This is a genomic window from Bacillus spizizenii TU-B-10, assembly GCF_000227465.1.
GTDB lineage: Bacteria > Bacillota > Bacilli > Bacillales > Bacillaceae > Bacillus > Bacillus spizizenii.
In genome coordinates, this window is the sequence record NC_016047.1 from 3,806,085 (window position 1) to 3,828,330 (window position 22,246).

20 protein-coding genes are annotated in these 22,246 nt (G+C 46.8%); 7 read left to right on the forward strand and 13 right to left on the reverse strand.

Annotation, left to right across the window (positions count from 1 at the left end):
* Positions 1–16 precede the first annotated feature (16 nt).
* The 9 genes from GYO_RS41095 to arfM form a co-directional block, all read right to left on the reverse strand.
* Complete coding sequence (locus tag GYO_RS41095) at positions 17–541, reverse strand: dihydrofolate reductase family protein (protein ID WP_014115531.1); 525 nt, start codon at positions 539–541, stop codon at positions 17–19.
* A gap of 9 nt (positions 542–550) precedes the next feature.
* Positions 551–2,275: an ABC transporter ATP-binding protein gene (locus tag GYO_RS41100; protein ID WP_014115532.1), complete on the reverse strand. Its 1,725-nt coding sequence runs from the start codon at positions 2,273–2,275 to the stop codon at positions 551–553.
* Positions 2,276–2,362: 87 nt separating this feature from the next.
* On the reverse strand, positions 2,363–3,865 hold the full coding sequence (cls, locus tag GYO_RS41105) for a cardiolipin synthase (RefSeq protein WP_014115533.1): 1,503 nt from the start codon (positions 3,863–3,865) through the stop codon (positions 2,363–2,365).
* 101 nt (positions 3,866–3,966) lie between these two features.
* Positions 3,967–4,596 carry a YitT family protein gene (locus GYO_RS41110; protein WP_014115534.1) on the reverse strand — a complete coding sequence of 210 codons (630 nt, stop codon included), beginning with the start codon at positions 4,594–4,596 and terminating at the stop codon, positions 3,967–3,969.
* A 171-nt stretch (positions 4,597–4,767) separates the two neighbouring features.
* Positions 4,768–5,439 (reverse strand): respiratory nitrate reductase subunit gamma, encoded by a 672-nt coding sequence (narI, locus tag GYO_RS41115; protein ID WP_014115535.1) that lies wholly within the window; start codon positions 5,437–5,439, stop codon positions 4,768–4,770.
* Complete coding sequence (narJ, locus tag GYO_RS41120; RefSeq protein ID WP_014115536.1) at positions 5,436–5,990, reverse strand: nitrate reductase molybdenum cofactor assembly chaperone; 555 nt, start codon at positions 5,988–5,990, stop codon at positions 5,436–5,438. Before narJ ends, narI begins: the two co-directional genes overlap by 4 nt.
* A gap of 25 nt (positions 5,991–6,015) precedes the next feature.
* On the reverse strand, positions 6,016–7,479 hold the full coding sequence (gene narH / locus GYO_RS41125; protein ID WP_014115537.1) for a nitrate reductase subunit beta: 1,464 nt from the start codon (positions 7,477–7,479) through the stop codon (positions 6,016–6,018).
* Positions 7,469–11,155, reverse strand: coding sequence for a nitrate reductase subunit alpha (locus tag GYO_RS41130; protein ID WP_014115538.1), 3,687 nt, complete (start codon positions 11,153–11,155; stop codon positions 7,469–7,471). Before GYO_RS41130 ends, narH begins: the two co-directional genes overlap by 11 nt.
* Before the next feature lie 217 nt (positions 11,156–11,372).
* On the reverse strand, positions 11,373–11,849 hold the full coding sequence (arfM, locus tag GYO_RS41135) for a Crp/Fnr family transcriptional regulator ArfM (RefSeq protein WP_014115540.1): 477 nt from the start codon (positions 11,847–11,849) through the stop codon (positions 11,373–11,375).
* Positions 11,850–11,992: 143 nt separating this feature from the next.
* Here arfM and GYO_RS41140 point away from each other — a divergent pair, with 143 nt between their 5' ends.
* Positions 11,993–12,712: a YwiC-like family protein gene (locus GYO_RS41140; RefSeq protein WP_014115541.1), complete on the forward strand. Its 720-nt coding sequence runs from the start codon at positions 11,993–11,995 to the stop codon at positions 12,710–12,712.
* A 33-nt stretch (positions 12,713–12,745) separates the two neighbouring features.
* Here GYO_RS41140 and fnr read toward each other — a convergent pair whose 3' ends face one another.
* The 4 genes from fnr to GYO_RS41160 all read right to left on the reverse strand — a co-directional run bounded on the left by fnr (position 12,746) and on the right by GYO_RS41160 (position 16,977).
* Complete coding sequence (gene fnr, locus GYO_RS41145; RefSeq protein WP_014115542.1) at positions 12,746–13,462, reverse strand: fumarate/nitrate reduction transcriptional regulator Fnr; 717 nt, start codon at positions 13,460–13,462, stop codon at positions 12,746–12,748.
* 97 nt (positions 13,463–13,559) lie between these two features.
* Positions 13,560–14,747 carry a nitrate transporter NarK gene (gene narK, locus GYO_RS41150; RefSeq protein ID WP_014115543.1) on the reverse strand — a complete coding sequence of 396 codons (1,188 nt, stop codon included), beginning with the start codon at positions 14,745–14,747 and terminating at the stop codon, positions 13,560–13,562.
* 134 nt (positions 14,748–14,881) lie between these two features.
* Entirely contained in the window at positions 14,882–16,552 is a 1,671-nt protein-coding gene (argS, locus tag GYO_RS41155) for an arginine--tRNA ligase (RefSeq protein WP_014115544.1), read from the reverse strand.
* Entirely contained in the window at positions 16,549–16,977 is a 429-nt protein-coding gene (locus tag GYO_RS41160) for a YwiB family protein (protein WP_014115545.1), read from the reverse strand. The genes argS and GYO_RS41160 overlap by 4 nt, the downstream gene beginning before the upstream one ends.
* A gap of 312 nt (positions 16,978–17,289) precedes the next feature.
* Between GYO_RS41160 and sboA the strand changes: the two genes are divergently transcribed.
* The 6 genes from sboA to GYO_RS41190 all read left to right on the forward strand — a co-directional run bounded on the left by sboA (position 17,290) and on the right by GYO_RS41190 (position 22,242).
* Positions 17,290–17,421: a subtilosin A gene (sboA, locus tag GYO_RS41165; RefSeq protein WP_003222002.1), complete on the forward strand. Its 132-nt coding sequence runs from the start codon at positions 17,290–17,292 to the stop codon at positions 17,419–17,421.
* Positions 17,422–17,552: 131 nt separating this feature from the next.
* Positions 17,553–18,899, forward strand: coding sequence for a subtilosin maturase AlbA (albA, locus tag GYO_RS41170; RefSeq protein WP_014115546.1), 1,347 nt, complete (start codon positions 17,553–17,555; stop codon positions 18,897–18,899).
* Between the two features lie 12 nt (positions 18,900–18,911).
* Complete coding sequence (gene albB / locus GYO_RS41175; protein WP_014115547.1) at positions 18,912–19,073, forward strand: antilisterial bacteriocin subtilosin biosynthesis protein AlbB; 162 nt, start codon at positions 18,912–18,914, stop codon at positions 19,071–19,073.
* A complete protein-coding gene (locus GYO_RS41180; protein WP_014115548.1) occupies positions 19,070–19,789 on the forward strand; it encodes an ATP-binding cassette domain-containing protein in 720 nt (239 codons plus the stop codon). The genes albB and GYO_RS41180 overlap by 4 nt, the downstream gene beginning before the upstream one ends.
* The gene (gene albD / locus GYO_RS41185; RefSeq protein WP_014115549.1) at positions 19,782–21,092 is read left to right on the forward strand and encodes an antilisterial bacteriocin subtilosin biosynthesis protein AlbD; all 1,311 of its coding nucleotides are present in this window, start codon (positions 19,782–19,784) and stop codon (positions 21,090–21,092) included. The genes GYO_RS41180 and albD overlap by 8 nt, the downstream gene beginning before the upstream one ends.
* Positions 21,082–22,242: an insulinase family protein gene (locus GYO_RS41190; RefSeq protein ID WP_079287694.1), complete on the forward strand. Its 1,161-nt coding sequence runs from the start codon at positions 21,082–21,084 to the stop codon at positions 22,240–22,242. Before albD ends, GYO_RS41190 begins: the two co-directional genes overlap by 11 nt.
* Positions 22,243–22,246 lie beyond the last annotated feature (4 nt).

Here is a 22,246-nt window from a genome sequence, read left to right on the forward strand (position 1 = left end):
TTGTCTATCCTTTTTCTTATGGTCTTACATAATGAAGCTGAACTGCCTGCCCGAATTGTTTCATCCCTTTTAACCGCAGCTTTGTTTCATTCGTCAGTTCATGAAACAGCGGGATGCCGCTCCCTAAAACAACAGGAATAACAGTGAAGATGAATTCATCGATGGCATCTTCTTTCATAAAGGCATTCACCAGCTCTGCCCCGCCTGCTATCCAGATGTTTAAGCCTTTATCCTGTTTCAAACGGTCAGTGAAGCCCTTGGCTCCCTCATTGATAAACGTCACGTGTTCATCCCGATAGCTGCCGGGCGTTCTCGTGAAAACGTAGCATGTTTTATCCTGGTACGGGAAAACCGGTGTAAGAATTTTGACGTGTTCATATGTGCTCCGGCCTAAGATGACGGTATCGACAGTCTGATAAAACGCGCTGTACCCGCTATCGCCTTCACCTTCAAATTCATCCAGCCAATCGATGCTTCCATCTTCTCGTGCGATCATCCCATCCAATGAAACAGCAAGGTACAGCACATTTTTTCTATTCATATTCTCCTCCTATTGCTGCATTTGCCCGAATTGCGCTTGATGCAGCCTGCTGTATAGGCCTCCGGCTTCGATCAGGTCTTGATGGCGGCCTTGTTCTTCAATACCGTTGTTTGTGACGACGACAATTCTGTCCGCGTCTTTGATCGTCGCCAGCCTGTGAGCGATGACGAGCGTCGTGCGCCCCTCGGACAATTCTTGAAGCGCCTTTTGGATCGCCGCTTCTGTTTCTGTATCAAGCGCTGAGGTCGCTTCGTCGAGAATCAGGATCGACGGATTTTTCAAGAACATCCGTGCAATTGACAAGCGCTGCTTTTGTCCGCCGGAAAGCTTCACGCCCCGTTCGCCGATGATGGTATCCAGCCCATCCGGCATGTTATGGACGAGCTCTTCCAGATGCGCTTGCTTCACAGCCTGCCAAATGTCTTCTTCTGATGCGTCTAATCGGCCGTAGGCGATATTTTCTCGAAGCGTGCCCGAGAACAAGAAAACGTCCTGCTGTACGACGCCAATCTGCCCCCGCAGCGAAGACAGCGTCATGTCTTTAATGCTGATGCCGTCGATGGTAATGTCACCCTCCGATGCTTCATAAAAGCGCGGAAGCAGACTGCAAAGCGTTGATTTTCCCGCGCCTGACGGACCGACGAACGCAACCGTTTCCCCCGCTTGAATGGACAGGTTAATGTCATTGAGGACATTGTGATGGTCATCATATCCAAATGAAACATGTTCATAGCAGATATTGCCCTTCAGGCCGAAAACGTCTCTCGCATCAGGAGAATCCTGAATATCCGGCTCTGTCTCCATTAATTCCATATAGCTTTTAAAACCGGCGATTCCTCTCGGATACATTTCGATAATGGCGTTAATTTTGTCAATGGGCCTGAATAGCACATTCGTCAGGAGCACAAACGCCACGAATTCCCCGTACGATAAGGAGCCGCGAATGACAAACCACGTTCCGCACAAAAGCACAAACAGCGTGACAAACCGAGTCAGCATATAGCTGATTGAGCCGTTTTTCGCCATGATTTTATATGAGGAAAGCTTTGTGACACGGAAGCGCTGATTGTTGACAGCGAAGCGCTCTTTTTCAAATGATTCATTGCCGAACGCCTGCACGAGCCGGATGCCGCCGATATTATTCTCTACACGCGCGCTAAAGTCACCGATATCTTTGTTCAGCGTGGTAAACGCTTTGGTCATTTTTTTGTTGAAATAAAGCGCTAGCCAAATGACAATCGGCATGATGATAAACGTTAATAATGCAAGCTGCCAGTTAATAAACAGCATGACCCCGAACGCTCCGAGAATGGTCATGATGGCAATGAATAAGTCTTCCGGGCCGTGATGGGCAACTTCGCCGATGTACATTAAATCGTTCGTCAGCTTCGACATCAGCGTTCCCGTCTTGTTGTTGTCGTAAAATTTGAACGAGAGCTTTTGCAAATGGTCAAAAAGCGATTTTCTCATATCGGTCTCGATATTGATCCCGAGCATGTGTCCCCAGTATGTGACGATATACTGGAGAGCCGAGCTGAGCGCGTACACTGCAAATAAGCCGACTGAGGTCGCGATGATCAGCCCCCAGTCCCTGCCCGGAAGCAAGGTGTCAATAAAATAATTGACGATCAAAGGAAAACTCAGCTCCATTAAGCCTCCCGCGATCGCCGAGAAAAAATCGAGAAAGAACAACGTTTTGTATGGTTTATAATACGAAAAAAATTGCCGCAGCACTCTATCTTCCCCCAATGCCTGAATAACTGATAATATTTCTCAATTATACTATACACCGGCGGTTTTTAAAGATCAGATTTCCTTTTTTTACAGAACACCTGAAAACAGACGGGCTAAGGATTCTTTTGTCCGGTCGGTCATTCCCCTTTTATAAAAGCCAACAGGGCTGAGTTGTTCACTGTCCAGCATATCCTCTTCGAAATGGGCTTCAAGGGTGCGGATCGCTTCGGCATCCGTGAAGAACACGTTCACTTCAAAGTTGAGCTGGAAGCTGCGCATGTCCATATTCGCGGTGCCGACGGAGGCGAGATCGCCGTCAACGATCATGACTTTTTGATGCATGAAGCCTTTTTGATAGGAATACACTTCAATTCCCTCAAGTAGCAGCTCTGGGAAATAGGATCTTGACGCGTATTGCGTCAAAAAGCTGTCGTTCTTCTCCGGCACCATGACCCTTACCTGTACGCCTTTTGTCGCCGCTGCTTTGAGCGCCGTGCGAATGGATTCATTCGGGACGAAATAGGGCGTGGCGATCCATATTGATTTCTGCGCTGAAGAAATCATTTCATAATAAAGATCGCTCATGCTTTCCTTCATGTCAGGGCCTGTCGCGACAACTTGGTAAATGCCCTCTCCTTCCACGGGAACCGGGGTATTGTACTCCTCTTGATCAATTAACACTTCATTGGAGACGTATTCCCAATCGAGCATAAAGATGGCGTGAAGCGTTTGCACAATTTCTCCTTCCAGCCGCAGGTGAGTATCTCTCCAAAATCCGATGTACGGATCTCTGCTGATATATTCCTCCCCGACATTTAATCCGCCCACAAAACCGGTTTTTCCGTCGATGATCACGATTTTCCGGTGATTTCTGAAATTCAGCTTCTGGTTGAAGAACCCGTATTTCAGCGGAGAAAACGGAACGATGTCCACTCCCGCTTGTTTCATTTTCATGATATCTCTTCTTGCCAGCTTGATGCTTCCTGCAGCGTCATATAAAAACCTCACCTCGACACCTTGGCGCGCTTTTTCCATCATAATGTCCATCATGCCGCGGCCAAGCATGTCTGACTTAAACATGTAGTATTCAATATGTATATAAGATTCTGCTTTCCTCATCGCTTTGAAAATGTCCGGAAAGGTTTCTTCGCCGTTTTTCAGCACTTTGATATTGCTTTTCGTATTGATATTCATATGGGCAGCCCTGATGGAATACGTAAAGAACCTCTCCTGATTGTCCTTCAGCCCTGTCACTTCCGGCGTTTCTTCCATGTCAAACAGCTTCCTGAGCTTTTCCCTGTTGTGCATTCGTTTTGTCTTGAACAGCTTTCCTTTTACATAAAGCTGTCCGGAAAACAGATAAAACATGTAGCCGGCGATCGGAAAAAAGACAAGAATGTGGATCCATAACAACGTGTGCTGCGAGGTACGGTTTTCAAGAATTAACGAATAGATGCTGAACAAAATAATGCTTACATAGCAAAGCAATCCTCCGTAAAACTCAAGCCTGGAAACCGGAAAAAACCATATGACATATGCCCCGATAAGCATCATATATAAAAAGAAAAATTCCAGTCTCCTTTTCAGCATCCTGATTCTCTCCAATCTGATTCAATTACCTCCGTATTACCTCTTTTTTCTAATCGGTAAACCTTCTATGTAAAAAGCCTCTCCGCAAGATGCGGAAAGGCTTATGATGAAGCTTCCTGAGATTGGCCGGGTGTGATGTTCTGGAGCAAGGCCGGCTTGAGGGAGTAGCTGCTTTTGATTTTATGTTTGAAGAAGCTGACGATCAGGCCCGTGACCGCAATCGACACTAAGGAAAAAAGCCCTTTCAGCAATCCGACGAAGAAAATGCCGACCAGCACTACGCCAAAATCGAAGAGGAAATTAACCGTACCTGGATTCCATCCGTAGCACTGTTGCAGAAATAAAGCGAGAATATTGGCGCCGCCGAGCGAAGCCTGATGATAAAACATGAGCGACAAGCCGATTCCAATCAGCGCCCCGCCACCAATCGCCCCGGCAAGCGGTGAAAAAGAGACAGACGGCAGCCAGTGATCCGCGCTTGTAAACAGAGTCAGCGCTGTGACTGCAAATACAGTAGATAGGGTGAATGTGATGCCCATTCTGATGAGAGAAAATACGTAAAACGGGATATTGATCAGAAAGAAGATCATGGCAAACGAGGAGTGAAACAAGTATGTCAGGCTTAGTGACAGTCCGGCTGTCCCGCCGGTTAATACGTGAGAATGTCTGAGTGTCAGGACCCCCGCGCTTGTCAGAAGACAAGCAGTTAAAATGAGTAAAATCCGCTTCATTCTTCACTCTCCCTTTTAGAATGTTATTTCCAAATACAAACATAACAGGATTTCTGGCCGCCCAGCCATTACCTTGGCAGAAAATATCTTGCGTTTTTATTTTTTTATCAAACTGTTTTGTAAGACTTGTTTCCATCATCATAAAAAATCCCCCTCTTTCAAGGGGGATTTTTACGAGCGTTTTCGATACACGACATAGCTTCGTGTCAAATACTTGAGTGGCAGACTGAACACGTGTACCAATCTCGTAAACGGCCACAGGATAAAAACGACGTATCCTATCATGATATGAAGCTTAAACCATAGCGGGACACTCTCCATCAAAGAGGCGTCAGGGCTGAACAAAAAGATCTCCCTGAACCACGGCCCGACTGTTGTCCTGTAATCAAATCCTTTCGAATCAATGTTCAGAAACGTGGCGGCAACGCCTGACAGCAGCATGAACAGCAGCAGGATGAGGATAAGGATATCCGATGGCGAGCTGGTGTTGCGGATTCTTTTGTCAAACAGCCTTCTGTACGTCAGGATGAAAAGTCCGGTACATGCCACAATCCCCGCCGGCAGGCCTGCGCCAATTGCCATTTTGTGATAAGCATGCTCTGAAATGCCAATGGAGGTGTACACAGCTTCCGGGATCAGAATTCCCATGAGATGCCCGCCGATAACGCACAGCATACCCCAGTGAAAAAGTGTGCTGCCCGCAACGAGTTTTTTCTTTTCTAATAGCTCGCTGGATTTCGCCGTCCAGCCAAATTGGTCATGCTGATAGCGGTAAATATGGCCGCCGATAAAGATTGTCATTACAATGTATGGCATCACGCCCCACAGGATTTGCCCGCTCATGCCTGAACAGCCCCTTCAATGCTTTCACGTACGCCGATGTTTTCCAGCGCGGCCAGTAGCACGTATAGCAGCTCCGCATATATGCTGTCATTTTTTTCAAGGCGGGATGCCAGCTCCCTCACATTAGACAGATATTTCTCAAACACGCTTCTCGCTGCTTCAATCTCTGCAACCGCGGAAAATTCCAGCATAAACGGCAGATAATCAGGCAGCTCTTTCTCTGTCGGCAGGAAACCGGATTGCTGGTACGTGCTTTTTAAATGCAGTAATTCAATCCCGCGTTCCCTTTGCTCGCCTGAGTTAAAGTAAGTGACGTACATATTCGTTTTTTTCCCGAAGTCGAACGTATAGACATAGTGTTCAATCAGTGCTTCTTGAGAAAAGCTGGCTGACGCTTCGAAAAAGTGCAGCAGCTTCTCCCGGATTTGCTGGTTGCTGATTTCATGGATAAGAGCCTTCCAATCGGGAAGCTCGGCTCTCCACTCTTCATCCGGATAGGAAAGAAGACAGGAAAGAGCGGAGAACGTGATTTGCCGGTCTGTGGTGTTCATCTTGTTACACCTCGTTTATCAAAAGTTACAAACAAGAGCCGGGGCCGCCTGAAAATGATAAGCCGCAGCTCCCTTGTTCAGCGTATAAATCAGACACTTCTTCTCGGTGGCTGCTCGGAATTACAAAGCGGTCATCATATTTGGCAATCGCAAGCAGCCGATACATGTCTTCAATTTGCTGTTCTGTTAAGCCGACACTGGAGATCAGTGCCGGGTCGATGGATTTATTCGTCTGGACTGCTCTCATATACTGGCGCATGACAGACATTTTCTTTAACGTTGACCGAATATGATCCGTATCACCGGCCGTTAATAGCTGCGCCAAATAGTCAATTGGAATTCTCATTTGGTCGATAGCCGGAAAAATATCTTCCGCAGATTGCTGGCTGCCTTTTCCTTCAAAGAGATTCATAATCGGGCTCAGCGGCGGAATGTACCAAACCATCGGCAGCGTACGATACTCAGGATGAAGCGGCAGCGCAATCTTCCAGTCGATGATCATTTTATAGATCGGCGATTGCTGTGCAGCCTCTATCCACTCAGCCGGGATGCCTTGTTCTTTTGCCAGTTTGGCAACCTCAGGGTCCTTCGGATCAAGAAAAACGTCCAATTGGGAATGGTAGAGATCCTTTTCATTTTCAACAGATGCCGCTTCCTCCACTTTGTCCGCGTCGTACAGCATGACGCCGAGATAGCGGATTCTACCTACACAGGTTTCGGAGCAGATGGTCGGCAGTCCCGCCTCCAAGCGCGGAAAACAGAGGGTGCATTTTTCCGCTTTGTTCGTTTGCCAGTTAAAATAGACTTTTTTATAAGGGCAGGATGAGACACAATATCTCCATGAACGGCATGCGTTTTGATCCACAAGCACAATGCCGTCTTCCTCGCGTTTGTACATGGCGCCGGACGGACAAGAGGAAACGCACGCCGGGTTGATGCAGTGCTCACAAATACGCGGCAGATACATCATAAAGACCTCATCGAATTCTGTTTTGATCGATTCCTCCATCTTTTGCACGTTTGGGTCCTCAAGCCCCGTAATGTGGCCGCCTGCAAGATCATCCTCCCAGTTCGGGCCCCATTCGATATTCATGAAATCCCCCGTCAAGGATGATTTCGGGCGCGCCACAGGCTGGTGCTTTTTCTGTGGGCTGTTTGTTAATGTTTCATAATCATAGTTCCAAGGTTCATAGTAATCATCAATCGACGGCTGATTCGGGTTATAGAAAAGGCCAGCAAGCCGATTGGTTTTCGGGCCTGATTTCAGCTCGAGCTTTCCTTTTTTCAATGTCCAGCCGCCTTTATATTTGTCCTGGTCCTCCCATTGCTTCGGGTAGCCGATGCCCGGCTTTGTTTCTACATTATTAAAGTACATATATTCCGCACCGGCACGGTTTGTCCACGTGTTTTTGCAGGTAACGCTGCACGTGTGGCAGCCGATGCATTTATCCAAGTTCATGACCATACCGATTTGCGCTTTAATCTTCAAGCCAATCGACCTCCTTCAGCTTGCGGATGACGACGTTCAGGTCGCGCTGATTCCCTGTTGGACCGTAATAGTTAAAGCCGTAGCTGAGCTGGGCATAGCCCCCGATCATCTGAGTCGGCTTGACGTGTATCCTTGTCGGGCTGTTATGGGTGCCTCCTCGGTTATTCGTTAGTTTTGTGCCGGGCACGTTGATGTGGCGGTCCTGGGCATGATGCATAAACGCCATTCCTTTAGGAATCCGGTGAGACAAAACCGCTCTTGCGACGACAACACCATTTCTGTTAAAGCATTCAATCCAATCGTTATCTTTGATATCTGTGTCCTCTGCATCATCTTTATTCATCCACACAGTCGGCCCTCCGCGGAATAGCGTCAGCATCGGCAAAGAATCAAAATACATGCTGTGGACAGACCATTTATTATGCGGCGTCAAATAATTGAGGACGATTTCTTTGCCCTCTTGATCAGGCCGCTTGCTCAGAAACGGACGATGCTGGAGGATCGGTTTAAATGTCGCCATTGTTTCACCGAATTCCATCATCAGTTCATGATCGACATAATAAGATTGCCTTCCGGTCAGTGTTCGCCACGGGATTAATTTTTCTACGTTCGTTGTAAACGGCGAGTACCTGCGTCCGCCTTTTTCTGAGCCTGTAAATGCCGGAGACGTGATGACCGTTTTCGGCTGGGCTGTAATTTGCTCGAACGTAAAGCATTCTTCCTCCCGTTCTTCCGCCAGGTCTTTCAGCTTCAGGTTTGTGATGTCTTCAAGTGATTCCCATGCTTTCACGGCGACTTTTCCATTTGAAGTGGACGAAAGGGTTAAAATCGCTTCTGCCGCCTGCTTTGCTTCACTTATATTCGGACATCCCTTTGCAACGCTGTCCGAGGTGATTTCTCCCAGTCTCTTTTTGAGTGATTCATATTCATCGGCTATCGACCAGCTCATCCCTTTTGTGCCGCTCGGTTTTAAACCGGCCTGAGGTCCGAGCGCGGTCATTTTATGAAAAATGTGCTTGTAATCCCGTTCAACGACTTGGATGTTCGGCATCGTTTTTCCCGGAATGGCTTCACATTCACCCCTGCTCCAGTCATTGATTTTGCCGAACGGCTGGGCCAATTCCTGCATGGTGTCATGGAGGAGCGGTGTCGCTACAACTTCTTTCACCGGCTCCATATCGACTTCTTCTGCCAGATCAGAAACGGATTTTGACAGTGCTTTAAAAATATCCCAGTCTGACTTCGATTCCCACGGAGCCGAGATCGCCGGAGCAAAAGGATGAATGAACGGGTGCATATCTGTGCTGCTGAGATCGTGTTTTTCATACCATGTCGCCGCCGGCAGCACGATATCGGAATACAGCGCCGTACCGGCCATTCGAAAATCGAGATTGATTAACAAGTCGAGCTTTCCTTCCGGTGCCTGCTCCCTCCAATTGATTTCTTCAGGGCGGATGCTGTCGCTGTCGTCATTCATCAAGCCATTCGTCGTCCCCAGCAGGTGCTTGAGAAAATATTCATGCCCTTTTCCTGAGCTGGAAATCAGATTTGCCCGCCATACAAAGAGATTTCTTGGGAAATTCACTTCATTGTCAGGATCTTCAATTGCAAATTTCAGCTTTTTCTCTTGAAGCTGTGAGGCCACGTACGCACCAACGTCTTCAGGTGTTGTTGCACCCGCTTTTTCAGCTTCTTTGTACAGATCAATGCCATTTTGATTGAACGTCGGATAAGACGGCAGCCACCCTAATCGCGCTGCCAGCACATTGTAATCGGCGTGATGCTTGTAGCGGGATGAAGCAGCGATCGGTGAAGCCAAGTCACTGATCGGCTGGTCCTCGTAACGCCACTGGTCTGTCGCAAAGTAGAAAAATGAGGTGCCGTTTTGCAGCTTGGGCACGCCCTCCCAGTCCTTTGCATTTGCAATCGTCTGCCACCCTTCAGCAGGACGGAGCTTTTCCTGCCCCACATAATGGGCCCAGCCTCCGCCGTTTACGCCTTGGGCGCCTACCAGTAATACGAGATTTAACACTGCCCGGTAGATCGTGTCGGAGTTGAACCAGTGGTTAATCCCCGCCCCTACGATAATCATGGATCGGCCGTCTGTATCGATCGCATTTTGGGCAAACTCTCTGGCTATCTTAATGACGGCTTCTTTTTTGATTCCTGTCATCTGTTCCTGCCAGGCAGGTGTGAACGGCTCAGGATCATCATAAGAGACAGCTGATTGTTCGCCGAAGCCTCGGTTCACGCCGTAGTTGGCCAGTATCAAGTCAAACACGGTCGTGACACAAACCTCTTCGCCGTTCAGGTTCAGTTTTTTTATAGGAAGATCCCGCTCAAGCACTTTGTTTCCGTCATTTGAAAAATATGGGATGCGCACCGTGCCGATTTCGTCCTCTATTCCCAGCACAGAGAGACGGGGTTCAATCGGGTCCCCGGTTTCTTCATCGATCATGTGCAGGTTCCATTTCTGCTGTCCGTCCCAGCGGGAGCCCATTGTCCCTTGCGGTATGGCAAATGCGCTTGTCTGTTCATTCCAGACCGCAGGCTTCCACTGATCATGCTTTGTCTGCCGCCCGATGTCTTTCGCATGCAGAAAACGCCCCGCTGTGTATACGCCATTTTCTTTTGACAGGGTGACGAAGAACGGAAAATCCGTGTATTGCTTTGCGTACTCAATGAAACGTTCCGTCTCTTGGTTCACGTAAAATTCCTGTAAAATGACGTGGCCCATCGCCATCGCAAGCGCACCGTCAGTCCCTTGGCGGATACTCAGCCAGTCATCCGCGAACTTTGAGGATTCCGCAAAATCCGGACTGATCGAAATGACTTTAGCGCCTTTATAGCGGGCTTCCGCCAAAAAATGCGCGTCAGGCGTTCTCGTTAACGGAACGTTGGAGCCCCATGTGATGATATAGCCTGAATTGTACCAATCACTGCTTTCCGGAACGTCCGTCTGGTCCCCCCAAATTTGCGGGGACGCCGGAGGAAGATCCGCATACCAGTCATAAAAGCTGAGCATAGGGCCGCCGATTAAAGACATAAAACGGGAGCCTGACGCGTGGCTGATCATGGACATGGCCGGAATCGGGGAAAAGCCGACGTTCCGGTCAGGCCCGTATTTCATGACTGTATAGAGCAGAGAGGCTGAAATCAGCTTCAGCACCTCCGGCCATTCAGCGCGTACAAAACCGCCTTTCCCTCTCGCCTGTTTATAGGACTTTGCTTTTTCAGGATTTTCAACGATCGATTTCCAAGCATCCAATGGATTTTGATGGGCCTGCAGTGCTTCCCGCCATAAATTGATCAGCACACCGCGCACGTATGGATATTTCACACGGAGCGGGCTGTAGATGTACCATGAAAAACTTGCCCCCCGCGGACAGCCCCTCGGTTCGAAATCAGGCATATCCGGGCCTGTTGATGGATAATTCAAGTTTTGTCCTTCCCACGTGACAATTCCGTTTTTCACATAAATATTCCAGCTGCAGGACCCCGTGCAGTTGACGCCGTGGGTGGAGCGAACGACTTTGTCGTACTGCCATCTGTTTCTGTATACATTCTCCCAATCGCGATCTTCGCGGGTGGTTTGGCTATGTTTATTTGAATGGTGTTCTATAGGAGAGAAATAGTTCAATCTCCTAAACAACGGACTCATTTTCTTTTTCTTCATGAGAGTTCACTCCTTCCGAGTCAGGTGATGCTAAGTTCACTATAAACAGAGACAGCGTGTTTCCTTGTGAACTATGTCACACACTTTGCTTTTTTCACAAAATGTTCACATAAAGGAGAAGGAAGGGCTTTCACAGCATGTGATGAAGGCGGCGTTCAGGCAGGACGCCTGAGTCATTAGCCGCCTTTCATTCAAAGATCAAAAAAACCGGCTCTGTTTAAGAACCGGGCTCGGCATTTTCATCCTGTGATGTGTGCAGATAACGCAAAAATAATTGATAGGAACAAAAGACATTTTGCTGAAGCATGCCCAAAAAATTCATTTGCAGCTGCGGATTGTAAGACATCATTTTTTTAAATGTGCAGTAAGGGATATTGAGAATCAGAATGTCTGAAGTGGCATTGACTGAGATAAAAGGCGATAAATACAGCCCGCCTTTTTCATCAATCGGAAACACATCGCCTTTTTCCCACAGCGCAACGGTTTTCGATCCTTCAGGGAGCCTGCTGTCCATAAAACGGACACTGCCTTTTAATACAATATAAACGGATTGAGAATGAAGAAAGGATGGAGACTGCTCAGATGTTCCGCGGATAAACGTCCCGTTTTTCAGCAAGGTTTCGACAATGGATAGAGGCACTTCATTAAACATAGGAAGTTGTTTCAGAAATAATAAATAGTCACACTGATTCATAGGAAAGCCTCCTGTGCTAAGGATAGCTTTAGTGTAGCTCGATTGAGCCTGTACAGCAGTGATGTATTTCACAGCCTGTATGATGAATGTCACTTATCGGGAGGATGACTGCATCTATAATGAAATAAAAAAGGAGGATTTCGATGAAGGCGCTGATTCCGAAGCAGCACGGCGCATGGGCAATGCTGCTGATTCCATTTTTACTCGGGATGATCAAGGGAGGCCCCGTTTTCTGGCATATTCCGCTCTTCTTAGGCTGGCTTTTCCTTTACTTGGCAGTTTATCCCATCACGCTTGCTTTGAAAAAGAGGCAGATCAAATCCTATCAAAAGTGGATATATTATTACAGTGTTCCGGCCTGCTGTTTTTTGATTATTCCTGTCTTTCATAAGCCGCCGCTCATCTGGGTTGGCGTTTCTTTATTGCCGCTGTTCCTCATTCATATGTATTATGCCCGCCGAAAAAACGAACGGGCGCTAGTGAACGATATTGCGGGTGTCTTGTTCTTTTGTTCAGGCGGGCTTGCGAGCTGCTGGCTGGGGACGGGAACCCTTGACGGCTGGGCTTGGTTTATTTTTTCTCAATCTGCTTTATTTTTTATCGGAAGTTCCTTTTATGTGAAGTCGGTGATCCGGGAGAGAAAAAACAGCGTATTTGCATACTGGTCATGGGGATACCATCTGCTGCTCCCCTTTCTATCCGCTCTTCTCGGAGCAGGATGGGCATTTCTTGCTTTTATCCCAAGCAGTTTGCGGGCATGGTTTTTTCACGGAAGGGACTGGCCCGCGAAAACGATCGGCATTCTAGAAATCGTGAATGCTTGCTTCTTTTTTGCCGTCATTTGTATGTTTATCACTAGATAAAAAACCAAGGACCGCCGGCGGTCCTTGGTTTTTTCAGTCAATATTGCAAATCTCCAGCGGACAGTTTTCACACTCGATCTCGCATCGCAAATAGTCCCGCTTGTGCAAAATAATTTTTCCGGATTCTTCTATCGAAATCACCCCTTGTTTGCGGAGGTCCCCCAGCATACGGTTGACGCTTTCCCTTGCCGCTGCGCAAAACTTTGCCAAATCTTGATTTGTCAGCACAATGTTAATCAGAATGCCATCGCTTCGTTCCACACCGTAGCTGTTTGATAAGCGGATAAGGGTGGAGTAGAGCGCCCCCTTTTTGCCGTGAAGAAGCAGATCCCTTATTTTGGACTGGATTTTCCGGAGGTGAGTGCTCATCCATTTCATAAATTCAAATGTCAAAGCACCGTTTTGGATTAATTCCTTTTCCAGCTTGTTTTTATTAATGACGAGCACCTCGCCATCCTCTAGCACTTTTGCACTGAGCATATATCTCGGCTCTTCAGTGAAAAGTGTTAATTCCCCGACGATATCATGCTTTTGGCAGATTCTAAGTGTCAGGTCTTTTCCGTCAGATGTCAGCTTGCCGATTTCAATGAGTCCTGATTGAATCAGATAAAGCTCTTCTGCATCCATTCCTTCCCGAAACAAATACGTGTGTTTTTCCATTTTTCTTTTCGTACTAATCGATTCCAGCAATTCATGCAGATCGCTGGAAATAAGATCACTATCAGATGGTCGAACAGAGAGAAAATTCATGAGCTCACCTCGAAGAAAGTCACGTTGTGTATTTATTGTAACGTGAATTGATTTGCACCCATCCAGAAAAAACTAACAATCTTGTGAATGCCCAGTGTTAGTTGACGCTCTGACTGTTTCTCTCCGTGTGCGTTTTCATTCTTTCCTGCCAATACATCCATATGACAAGGACAAAGCTGGCTAACGCCACTTCCGAAAGCGCCATAAAACCGATCGCGTATTGGCCTGTTGCCTGAAATACACTCGCCAATATCAGCGGAGGGAAAAAACCGCCTAATCCGCCCATAGCAGACACAATACCATTGGCAATCCCCGCTTGCTTCGAAAAATAGAAAGGCACCAGTTTAAAAACGGTCCCGTTTCCTATGCCTGAGCAGACGGCCACCGTTAATGACCCAAACGTATAAAGGCCGATCGTCGGCGAGAACGATAAGATAATGCCTGATAATGTAAGTCCCGCAAAAACGAACATCAAGATGCGGAGCGGGCTCATTTTATCAGCCAAGAGTCCTCCCACAGGCCTGAGCAGCGTTGATACGGCAATAAAGCCAGCCGTCCGCAAACCGGCGTCCGCAGGATTCAGCCCAAAGTACTCCACCAGAAAGTTCGGCAGATAGATGGTGAAGGCGACAAAGGCGCCAAACGTAATAAAATAAAACAGGCTCAAAAACCACAGGATATGATTTCGGTAAACGACTTTGATTTGAGTTTTTACGGAAACATTCACTTTCTTCTCATGCCGGTCGCCGAACAATACGTGCAGCAATGCAAAGACAGCCAGCAGAACCATATACATCTGCACGGTTGCTTTCCATCCCACAGCTTGAGCGATAACCGGCGCCGCAAATGTGGTAATGGCGGTTCCGATGTTTCCGGCCCCGTAAATCCCATTGACGACACCGTGCTTTTCTTTCGGATAATATTTCGGAAGGGATGTCACCCCAATGGAGAATACCGCTCCCCCGATCCCTAAGAAAAAACCGCCCGCGATTAAATCAAACAGAGAATCCGCGATACTGATCCAAAAGACAGGAAACAAAAGCAGGATGAAGCTGATCATAAACATCAGCCGCGCGCCAAACCTGTTCGTTAAATACCCTAAAGGAATGCGAAGAAGCGACCCGAGGATAACGGGAATCGCCGTCACCAAAGAAATCTCGCCTTTGCTTAAATGAATATCTAATGTAATTTGGGAAATGAGTGATGAAATCAGCACCCAAACCATAAACCCTGCCACCAAGCTTAATGACTGTAACGATAATTGAATGTGTTGACGGTTGATCATTTGGCTTGCCCCTTTCAATGATTCAATAATCAGTCTTATCATACAAAAACTCAGCAAACAGGATTGTGAATTACATCACACGTTTTACGCATAAAAAAAAGACAAAGTCCGAAGACTTTGCCCTTTGATCATGATTACATTTTTTCCGGAGCCGATACGCCGATCAGCTGAAGCGCATTGTTCAGCGTAATTTGCGTTGCCTTCATTAAAGCCAGGCGCGCGCGGCTTTTCTCTTCATTTTCAGGGTCGATGACTTTCTCTGCGTTGTAGAAGCTGTGCAGTGAAGAAGCCAGATCATAAATATAGTTTGTGACACGGTGCGGAATTCGTTTTTCCGCTGCTTCCGCCACCGCCTCTGGGAAGCCGCCGATTGTTTTCAGCAGGTCATACTCTTTTTCTGATTGAATATGGCTGAAATCAAGGTCCGCCGCAGGCTTAAGTCCCTGCTCTTCCCCTTGGCGAAGCATGCTGCAAATACGGGCATGTGCGTATTGTGCATAATACACAGGGTTTTCGTTAGATGTTGATACAGCAAGATCTAAGTCAAAATCCATATGCGTATCAGCACTGCGCATCGCAAAGAAGTAACGCACGGCATCCAAGCCGACTTCTTCAATCAGGTCGCGCATCGTTACCGCTTTACCTGTCCGTTTGCTCATTTTCATTTTCTCGCCGTTTTTGTAAAGGTGAACGAGCTGAATGATTTCTACTTCAAGCGTTCCATTTTCATAGCCCAGCGCTTCAATTGCTGCTTTCATACGCGGGATGTAGCCGTGGTGATCGGCGCCCCAAACGTTGATCAGCTTATCAAAGCCGCGGTCAAGCTTGTCCTTATGATACGCGATATCAGGCAGCAGGTACGTATACGTGCCGTCCTTCTTGATCAATACGCGGTCTTTATCATCGCCAAACGTCGTAGAGCGGAACCAAGTCGCGCCGTCTTCTTCATAGACATGGCCTTTTTCGCGGATCGCTTCAAGCGCCTTATCGATTTTTCCGTTTTGGTACAGAGACGTTTCGGAATACCACACATCAAACGGCACACGAAAGTTTTCCAAGTCCTTGCGCAGCTTTTCTAGCTCGTATTTCAGACCGTATTCACGGAAAAATGCGAGGCGTTCGCTTTCCTCTTCATTGACGAAACGGTCGCCGTATTCCTCAGCGAGACGCTTTCCGATCGCAATGATATCCTCGCCGCGGTAGCCATCCTCAGGCATCGGTTTTTCCAAGCCGAGCGCTTCAAAGTAACGGACTTCAACAGATAGCGCCAGGTTATTGATTTGGTTTCCGGCATCGTTAATGTAGTATTCGCGGCTCACATCGTAGCCCGCTTTTGAAAGCACATTGCACAAAGAATCGCCGACAGCCGCACCGCGGGCATGGCCGAGGTGAAGGTCTCCCGTCGGATTCGCTGATACGAATTCCACCTGGACTCGTTCACCGTTTCCGATGTTCGTTTCCCCGTATGCTTCCCCTGCTTCTAATACAGACGGAATCAGCTTCGTTAAATATTGATTGTTCATATAAAAATTGATAAAACCCGGGCCAGCGATATCTAGTTTTTCAATCGAAGCCTTTCCTTTATCAAAATGAGAGACAATCTCTTCAGCAATTTGGCGCGGCGCTTTTTTTGCGATTCTTGCCAGCTGCATCGCCATATTTGTTGAATAATCGCCGTGTGTTTTATCTTTCGGTGTTTCTAAAACGACATTAGGAATCTGGCTTTCTTCAGCCAGTCCCGCTTTCAGAACGGCCGCTTTGATTTCTTCTTTCAGCACGTCCTTCATTTGTTCCGCAATGTTCATGCGTGAGTTCCTCCCTCATACGTGATCGTCATATTATGTAAATGCTGCTGTTCGTCTCCGACATGCATGTCATATGCGATGCTGACACGGCCTTTTTCTTCACCGAGATCAGATTGAATCGATTTTGTGCTTGTTTTCAGCTCAAGCTCACCAAATGACATTTTATATTTAGCAATTGTGGAAGCTCCCGTTACGAAACGCTGATTCATTTTGACAGCGCCTGACCTCATGACCAGGACTTCGCCTTCGCTTACTTTCACAATCGTTTTTACTTTGCCTAAGTCGTGTTCTTCATAATAAGATAGATACACTTTATTTTGTTTTACATAGTAAAATCCGGTGGTGCGGAATTCGATGACTTCCTGGTTTCCGTCATCCTCGATCACAGACTTCACATGGAGTGTTATCGGTGTCTCTTGCTTCATTTTGACACGTCCTTTTCATCATTCCACTTTGACTTGAATAGTATAATCATTCCGTTTGTAAACTTCAACTGCTTCTATCTTACCATCATTGCTCAACAGATTTGAAGATAAACCTCATAAAAAGCATTTCCTTAATAGAAGAGAAAATGATATCACTAATTCCCTTTAGGAAATGTTACATTTTTCCGAAATCTATCATTTCTATTTCACATTTTCTTCAAAATATATGTATTGAATTGGTAATTTAATAGTTTTATCATAAAAGTACAACATAGATCTGCTAGAAAAAACAAAAAAAGGGAGGATTCAATTATGAAAAAAGCTGTCATTGTAGAAAACAAAGGTTGTGCAACATGCTCGATCGGAGCCGCTTGTCTAGTGGACGGTCCTATCCCTGATTTTGAAATTGCCGGTGCTACAGGTCTATTCGGTCTATGGGGATAAGATTCTCCAAAAGGGCATAGTCATTCTACTATGCCCTTTTTAGTAAATTACAATTTTTAACTAAAATCTACCTCTTGGTTATACATACACAATCGTTTTTTATTTGAATCATATGTATAGGGGATGGTATTTTGTTTATAGAGCAGATGTTTCCATTTATTAATGAAAGTGTAAGAGTTCACCAGCTCCCTGAGGGCGGCGTGTTAGAAATCGACTACTTGCGCGATAATGTCTCCATTTCTGACTTTGAGTATTTGGATCTTAACAAAACGGCTTACGAGCTCTGCATGCGAATGGATGGGCAAAAAACGGCTGAACAGATTTTAGCGGAACAATGCGCCGTGTACGATGAATCACCGGAAGACCATAAGGATTGGTATTACGACATGCTCAACATGCTCCTGAACAAGCAGGTCATCCAGCTTGAAAATCGGTCTAGCCGTCATGCGATCACCACGAGCGGAAGCAACGAATTTCCGATGCCGCTGCACGCCACCTTTGAGCTGACGCACCGCTGTAATTTGAAATGCGCCCACTGTTATTTGGAAAGCTCGCCGGAAGCGCTCGGCACCGTGTCGATTGAGCAATTCAAGAAAACGGCTGATATGCTGTTTGACAACGGTGTATTGACATGCGAAATCACGGGCGGAGAAATTTTTGTCCACCCGAACGCCAATGAGATTCTTGACTATGTGTGCAAAAAGTTCAAAAAGGTCGCTGTCTTAACAAACGGAACACTCATGCGAAAAGAGAGCCTGGAGCTTTTGAAAGCTTACAAACAAAAAATCATTGTTGGCATTTCTCTCGATAGTGTGAATTCCGAGGTCCATGACTCCTTTAGAGGGAGAAAAGGCTCTTTTGCCCAAACTTGTAAAACGATAAAATTGTTGAGTGACCACGGTATATTTGTCAGAGTCGCCATGTCTGTTTTCGAAAAAAACATGTGGGAAATCCACGATATGGCCCAAAAGGTTCGGGATCTCGGGGCAAAGGCGTTCTCTTACAATTGGGTTGATGATTTCGGAAGAGGCAGAGATATTGTCCACCCCACAAAAGACGCCGAGCAGCACCGCAAATTTATGGAGTACGAGCAAAATATCATTGATGAGTTTAAAGATCTGATTCCGATTATTCCTTATGAGAGAAAACGCGCGGCAAATTGCGGCGCTGGCTGGAAGTCCATTGTGATCAGCCCGTTCGGAGAAGTACGTCCGTGCGCGCTCTTTCCGAAGGAGTTTTCATTGGGAAATATCTTTCATGATTCATATGAAAGCATCTTTAACTCCCCTCTCGTCCATAAACTGTGGCAAGCGCAGGCGCCGCGGTTCAGCGAGCATTGCATGAAAGACAAATGCCCGTTCAGCGGCTATTGCGGAGGCTGTTATTTAAAAGGGCTGAACTCTAACAAATATCACCGGAAAAACATTTGCTCTTGGGCGAAAAATGAACAATTAGAAGACGTGGTCCAGCTTATTTAGGAGGGAAACGATTTGTCACCAGCACAAAGAAGAATTTTACTGTATATCCTTTCATTTATCTTTGTCATCGGCGCAATCGTCTATTTTGTCAAAAGCGATTATCTGTTTACGCTGATTTTCATTGCCATTGCCATTCTTTTCGGGATGCGCGCGCGGAAGGTTGACTCGCGATGAGCATTTTGGATATACACGATGTATCCGTTTGGTATGAACGGGACAACGTCATCTTAGAGCACGTGGACTTACACTTAGAAAAAGGCGCCGTTTACGGATTGCTTGGGGTAAACGGTGCCGGAAAAACAACACTGATCAATACGCTTACAGGAGTGAACCGCAATTACAGCGGGGGCTTTACGCTGTGCGGCATTGAAGCGGAGGCCGGCATGCCGCAGAAAACATCAGATCAACTGAAGACTTACCGTTACTTCGCCGCAGATTATCCGCTGCTGTTTACAGAAATTACGGCGAAGGACTATGTGTCTTTCGTCCATTCGCTTTATCAAAAGGATTTTTCAGAGCAGCAGTTTGCCAGTTTGGCTGAGGCCTTTCATTTTTCAAAATACATCAACAGGAGAATCTCGGAGCTGTCCTTGGGGAACAGACAAAAGGTTGTGTTGATGACAGGGTTATTGCTGCGGGCTCCCCTGTTTATTTTGGATGAGCCGCTCGTCGGTTTGGATGTGGAATCAATAGAGGTCTTTTATCAGAAAATGCGGGAGTACTGTGAGGAAGGCGGAACCATTTTGTTTTCTTCCCATCTGCTCGATGTCGTGCAGAGATTTTGTGACTTTGCGGCCATTCTTCACAACAAACAGATCCAAAAGGTCATTCCGATTGGAGAGGAGACCGATCTGCGGCGGGAATTTTTTGAGGTGATCGGCCATGAATAACATATTCCCCATCATGTCTTTGCTGTTCAAACAGCTTTACAGCCGGCAAGGGAAAAAGGACGCTATCCGCATTACTGCAGGGCTTGTGATTCTCGCCGTGTTTGAAATCGGGCTGATCCGCCAGGCCGGCATTGACGAATCGGTGTTGGGAAAAACATATATCATACTCGCGCTTCTCTTGATGAACGCATATATGGTGTTTCTTTCCGTGACATCTCAATGGAAGGAATCCTATATGAAGCTGAGCTGCCTGCTGCCGATTTCTTCACAGAGCTTTTGGGTCGCCCAGAGTGTCGTTCTGTTTGTCGATACCTGTTTGAGAAGAACGTTATTCTTTTTTATTTTACCGCTGTTCTTATTTGGAAACGGAACGCTGTCAGGGGTGCAAACATTGTTTTGGCTTGGCAGATTTTCGTTTTTTACCGTTTACTCGATAATATTCGGAGTTATGCTAAGCAACCATTTCGTCAAAAAGAAGAACTCGATGTTTCTGCTGCATGCGGCGGTATTCGCCTGTGTATGCCTCAGTGCCGCTTTTATGCCGGCCGTCACGATCCCGCTATGCGCGGTTCACATGCTGTGGGCAGTGATCATTGACTTTCCGGTCTTTCTGCAGGCGCCTCCGCAGCAGAGCAAGATGCATTCTTTTATGCGGCGATCTGAATTTTCGTTTTACAAAAGAGAATGGAACCGATTTATTTCTTCTAAAGCGATGCTGTTAAATTACGTGGTGATGGTGGCGTTCAGCGGATTCTTTTCGTTCCAGATGATGAACACCGGCATCTTCAATCAGCAAGTGATTTATATTGTGATTTCCGCCCTTTTGCTAATTTGCTCGCCGATCGCCCTTTTGTACTCTATTGAAAAAAACGATCGCATGCTGCTCATCACGCTTCCAATTAAACGAAGAACGATGTTTTGGGCGAAATATCGCTTTTATTCAGGCCTATTGGCAGGCGGATTTCTCCTTGTCGCTATCATTGTGGGCTTCATCAGCGGCCGCCCGATTTCAGCCCTAACTTTTGTGCAGTGTATGGAATTGCTGCTGGCGGGCGCGTTTATCCGGTTAACCGCAGATGAAAAAAGGCCGTCCTTCGGCTGGCAGACGGAGCAGCAGCTCTGGAGCGGATTTTCAAAATACCGGTCTTATCTATTTTGTCTTCCCCTTTTCTTAGCCACATTAGCCGGCACCGCTTTCTCCTTGGCGGTGATTCCAATTGCGGCGCTGATCATAGTTTATTACCTGCAAAAACAGGATGGTGGTTTCTTTGATACAAGCAAAAGAGAACGGCTTGGAAGTTAACCTGCTGAAGACTCATCAATTTTCAACAATCTCAATCGCCGCGAGCTTTCTGAAGCCGATCGAAAGCGCGGCGGAGCCTGAAGAAGAAACAATCTATTTTTACGGCGCGGCTGCACACCTGAAGCAGCAAATCATTGACGCTTTCGGTTACGCCGCCGGCAGCCGCTTTATGTATTCAGCGAATCTCTTTTTTGACCAGCAGCTAAAAACCTGCGGAACCCGTTTGATTCACCCGTCATTTAACAAGAATCTTCAAGTTGATGCCCTGATGAAGACATTTGCAGACATGACTTTTCCTTCTTCTCTTTCAGCAGATGCTGTTGAAAAGTCAAAGGATGAACTGCTGCTCAAAATCGAAAAGAAATTCGCTGACCCCTTCTCCTACTCGGCCGCCCGCTTGGCGGAGGAAGCATTCGGAAACCCGATGTACGGCACAGCCATGTTTGGCCGAAAAGACAAGATACAGGCAATCCATCCACAACGGTTTCTTAATGCAACGGATTTCATCGTTGATTTATTGTCCCAACAAAAACAGCTGAACATATTGGGACATGTACAAGCATGTGATATTCCGGGACATGCATCGCAAACGTCCGCCGTAACGGCCGGAAGATTCCTCGTGAACCGGCATGTTTTTGAAACAGAGACACGCAGCGCAACAGGTCCTTCCGTCTTGACTCTCGGATTTGACTGCGGGGAGTTGAAAGATGCCAGCGATTATATCAAAATCCAGCTAATAGACGGATTGCTCGGAAAGTACGGACATTCCGCTTTATTCAAGCATTTCCGCGAAAAGGATCTGGCAGTCTATCATGTCATCACCCGATACGACATCATGAACAATTTGCTGCTTGTTTCAATATGTACGGATCAGCTTCATGAGAAAGAGATTCCCCCGCGCGTTTTGGAAGCTGTCTCACATTTTTCAGCCGATGAGCGGGAACTAGAACAGGCAAAGCAATTTTTACGCAATGAAATGCTGCTGCAATTCGATTCTCCCGAAGGGCTTTTAGCCTATATGGGAATCCTGCGCCGCTTCTCCTGCACGAAAGAAGACTTGCTGGATGGCATCTCAGCGGTTACGTGCCGCGATGTATTGCCATTCATAGCGACTATCAATTATATCGGAGCTCATGTAGTAAGGGGATGAAGAG

What these genes read in the sequence shown, in the direction of transcription:
- GYO_RS41095 (WP_014115531.1), bottom strand. Translation starts at nt 541, where the DNA reads ATGAATAGAAAAAATGTGCTGTACCTTGCTGTTTCATTGGATGGGATG.
- cls (WP_014115533.1), bottom strand. Translation starts at nt 3,865, where the DNA reads ATGCTGAAAAGGAGACTGGAATTTTTCTTTTTATATATGATGCTTATC.
- GYO_RS41110 (WP_014115534.1), bottom strand. Translation starts at nt 4,596, where the DNA reads ATGAAGCGGATTTTACTCATTTTAACTGCTTGTCTTCTGACAAGCGCG.
- narI (WP_014115535.1), bottom strand. Translation starts at nt 5,439, where the DNA reads ATGAGCGGGCAAATCCTGTGGGGCGTGATGCCATACATTGTAATGACA.
- narJ (WP_014115536.1), bottom strand. Translation starts at nt 5,990, where the DNA reads ATGAACACCACAGACCGGCAAATCACGTTCTCCGCTCTTTCCTGTCTT.
- GYO_RS41130 (WP_014115538.1), bottom strand. Translation starts at nt 11,155, where the DNA reads ATGAAGAAAAAGAAAATGAGTCCGTTGTTTAGGAGATTGAACTATTTC.
- arfM (WP_014115540.1), bottom strand. Translation starts at nt 11,849, where the DNA reads ATGAATCAGTGTGACTATTTATTATTTCTGAAACAACTTCCTATGTTT.
- GYO_RS41140 (WP_014115541.1), top strand. Translation starts at nt 11,993, where the DNA reads ATGAAGGCGCTGATTCCGAAGCAGCACGGCGCATGGGCAATGCTGCTG.
- fnr (WP_014115542.1), bottom strand. Translation starts at nt 13,462, where the DNA reads ATGAATTTTCTCTCTGTTCGACCATCTGATAGTGATCTTATTTCCAGC.
- narK (WP_014115543.1), bottom strand. Translation starts at nt 14,747, where the DNA reads ATGATCAACCGTCAACACATTCAATTATCGTTACAGTCATTAAGCTTG.
- argS (WP_014115544.1), bottom strand. Translation starts at nt 16,552, where the DNA reads ATGAACATTGCGGAACAAATGAAGGACGTGCTGAAAGAAGAAATCAAA.
- GYO_RS41160 (WP_014115545.1), bottom strand. Translation starts at nt 16,977, where the DNA reads ATGAAGCAAGAGACACCGATAACACTCCATGTGAAGTCTGTGATCGAG.
- sboA (WP_003222002.1), top strand. Translation starts at nt 17,290, where the DNA reads ATGAAAAAAGCTGTCATTGTAGAAAACAAAGGTTGTGCAACATGCTCG.
- GYO_RS41180 (WP_014115548.1), top strand. Translation starts at nt 19,070, where the DNA reads ATGAGCATTTTGGATATACACGATGTATCCGTTTGGTATGAACGGGAC.
- albD (WP_014115549.1), top strand. Translation starts at nt 19,782, where the DNA reads ATGAATAACATATTCCCCATCATGTCTTTGCTGTTCAAACAGCTTTAC.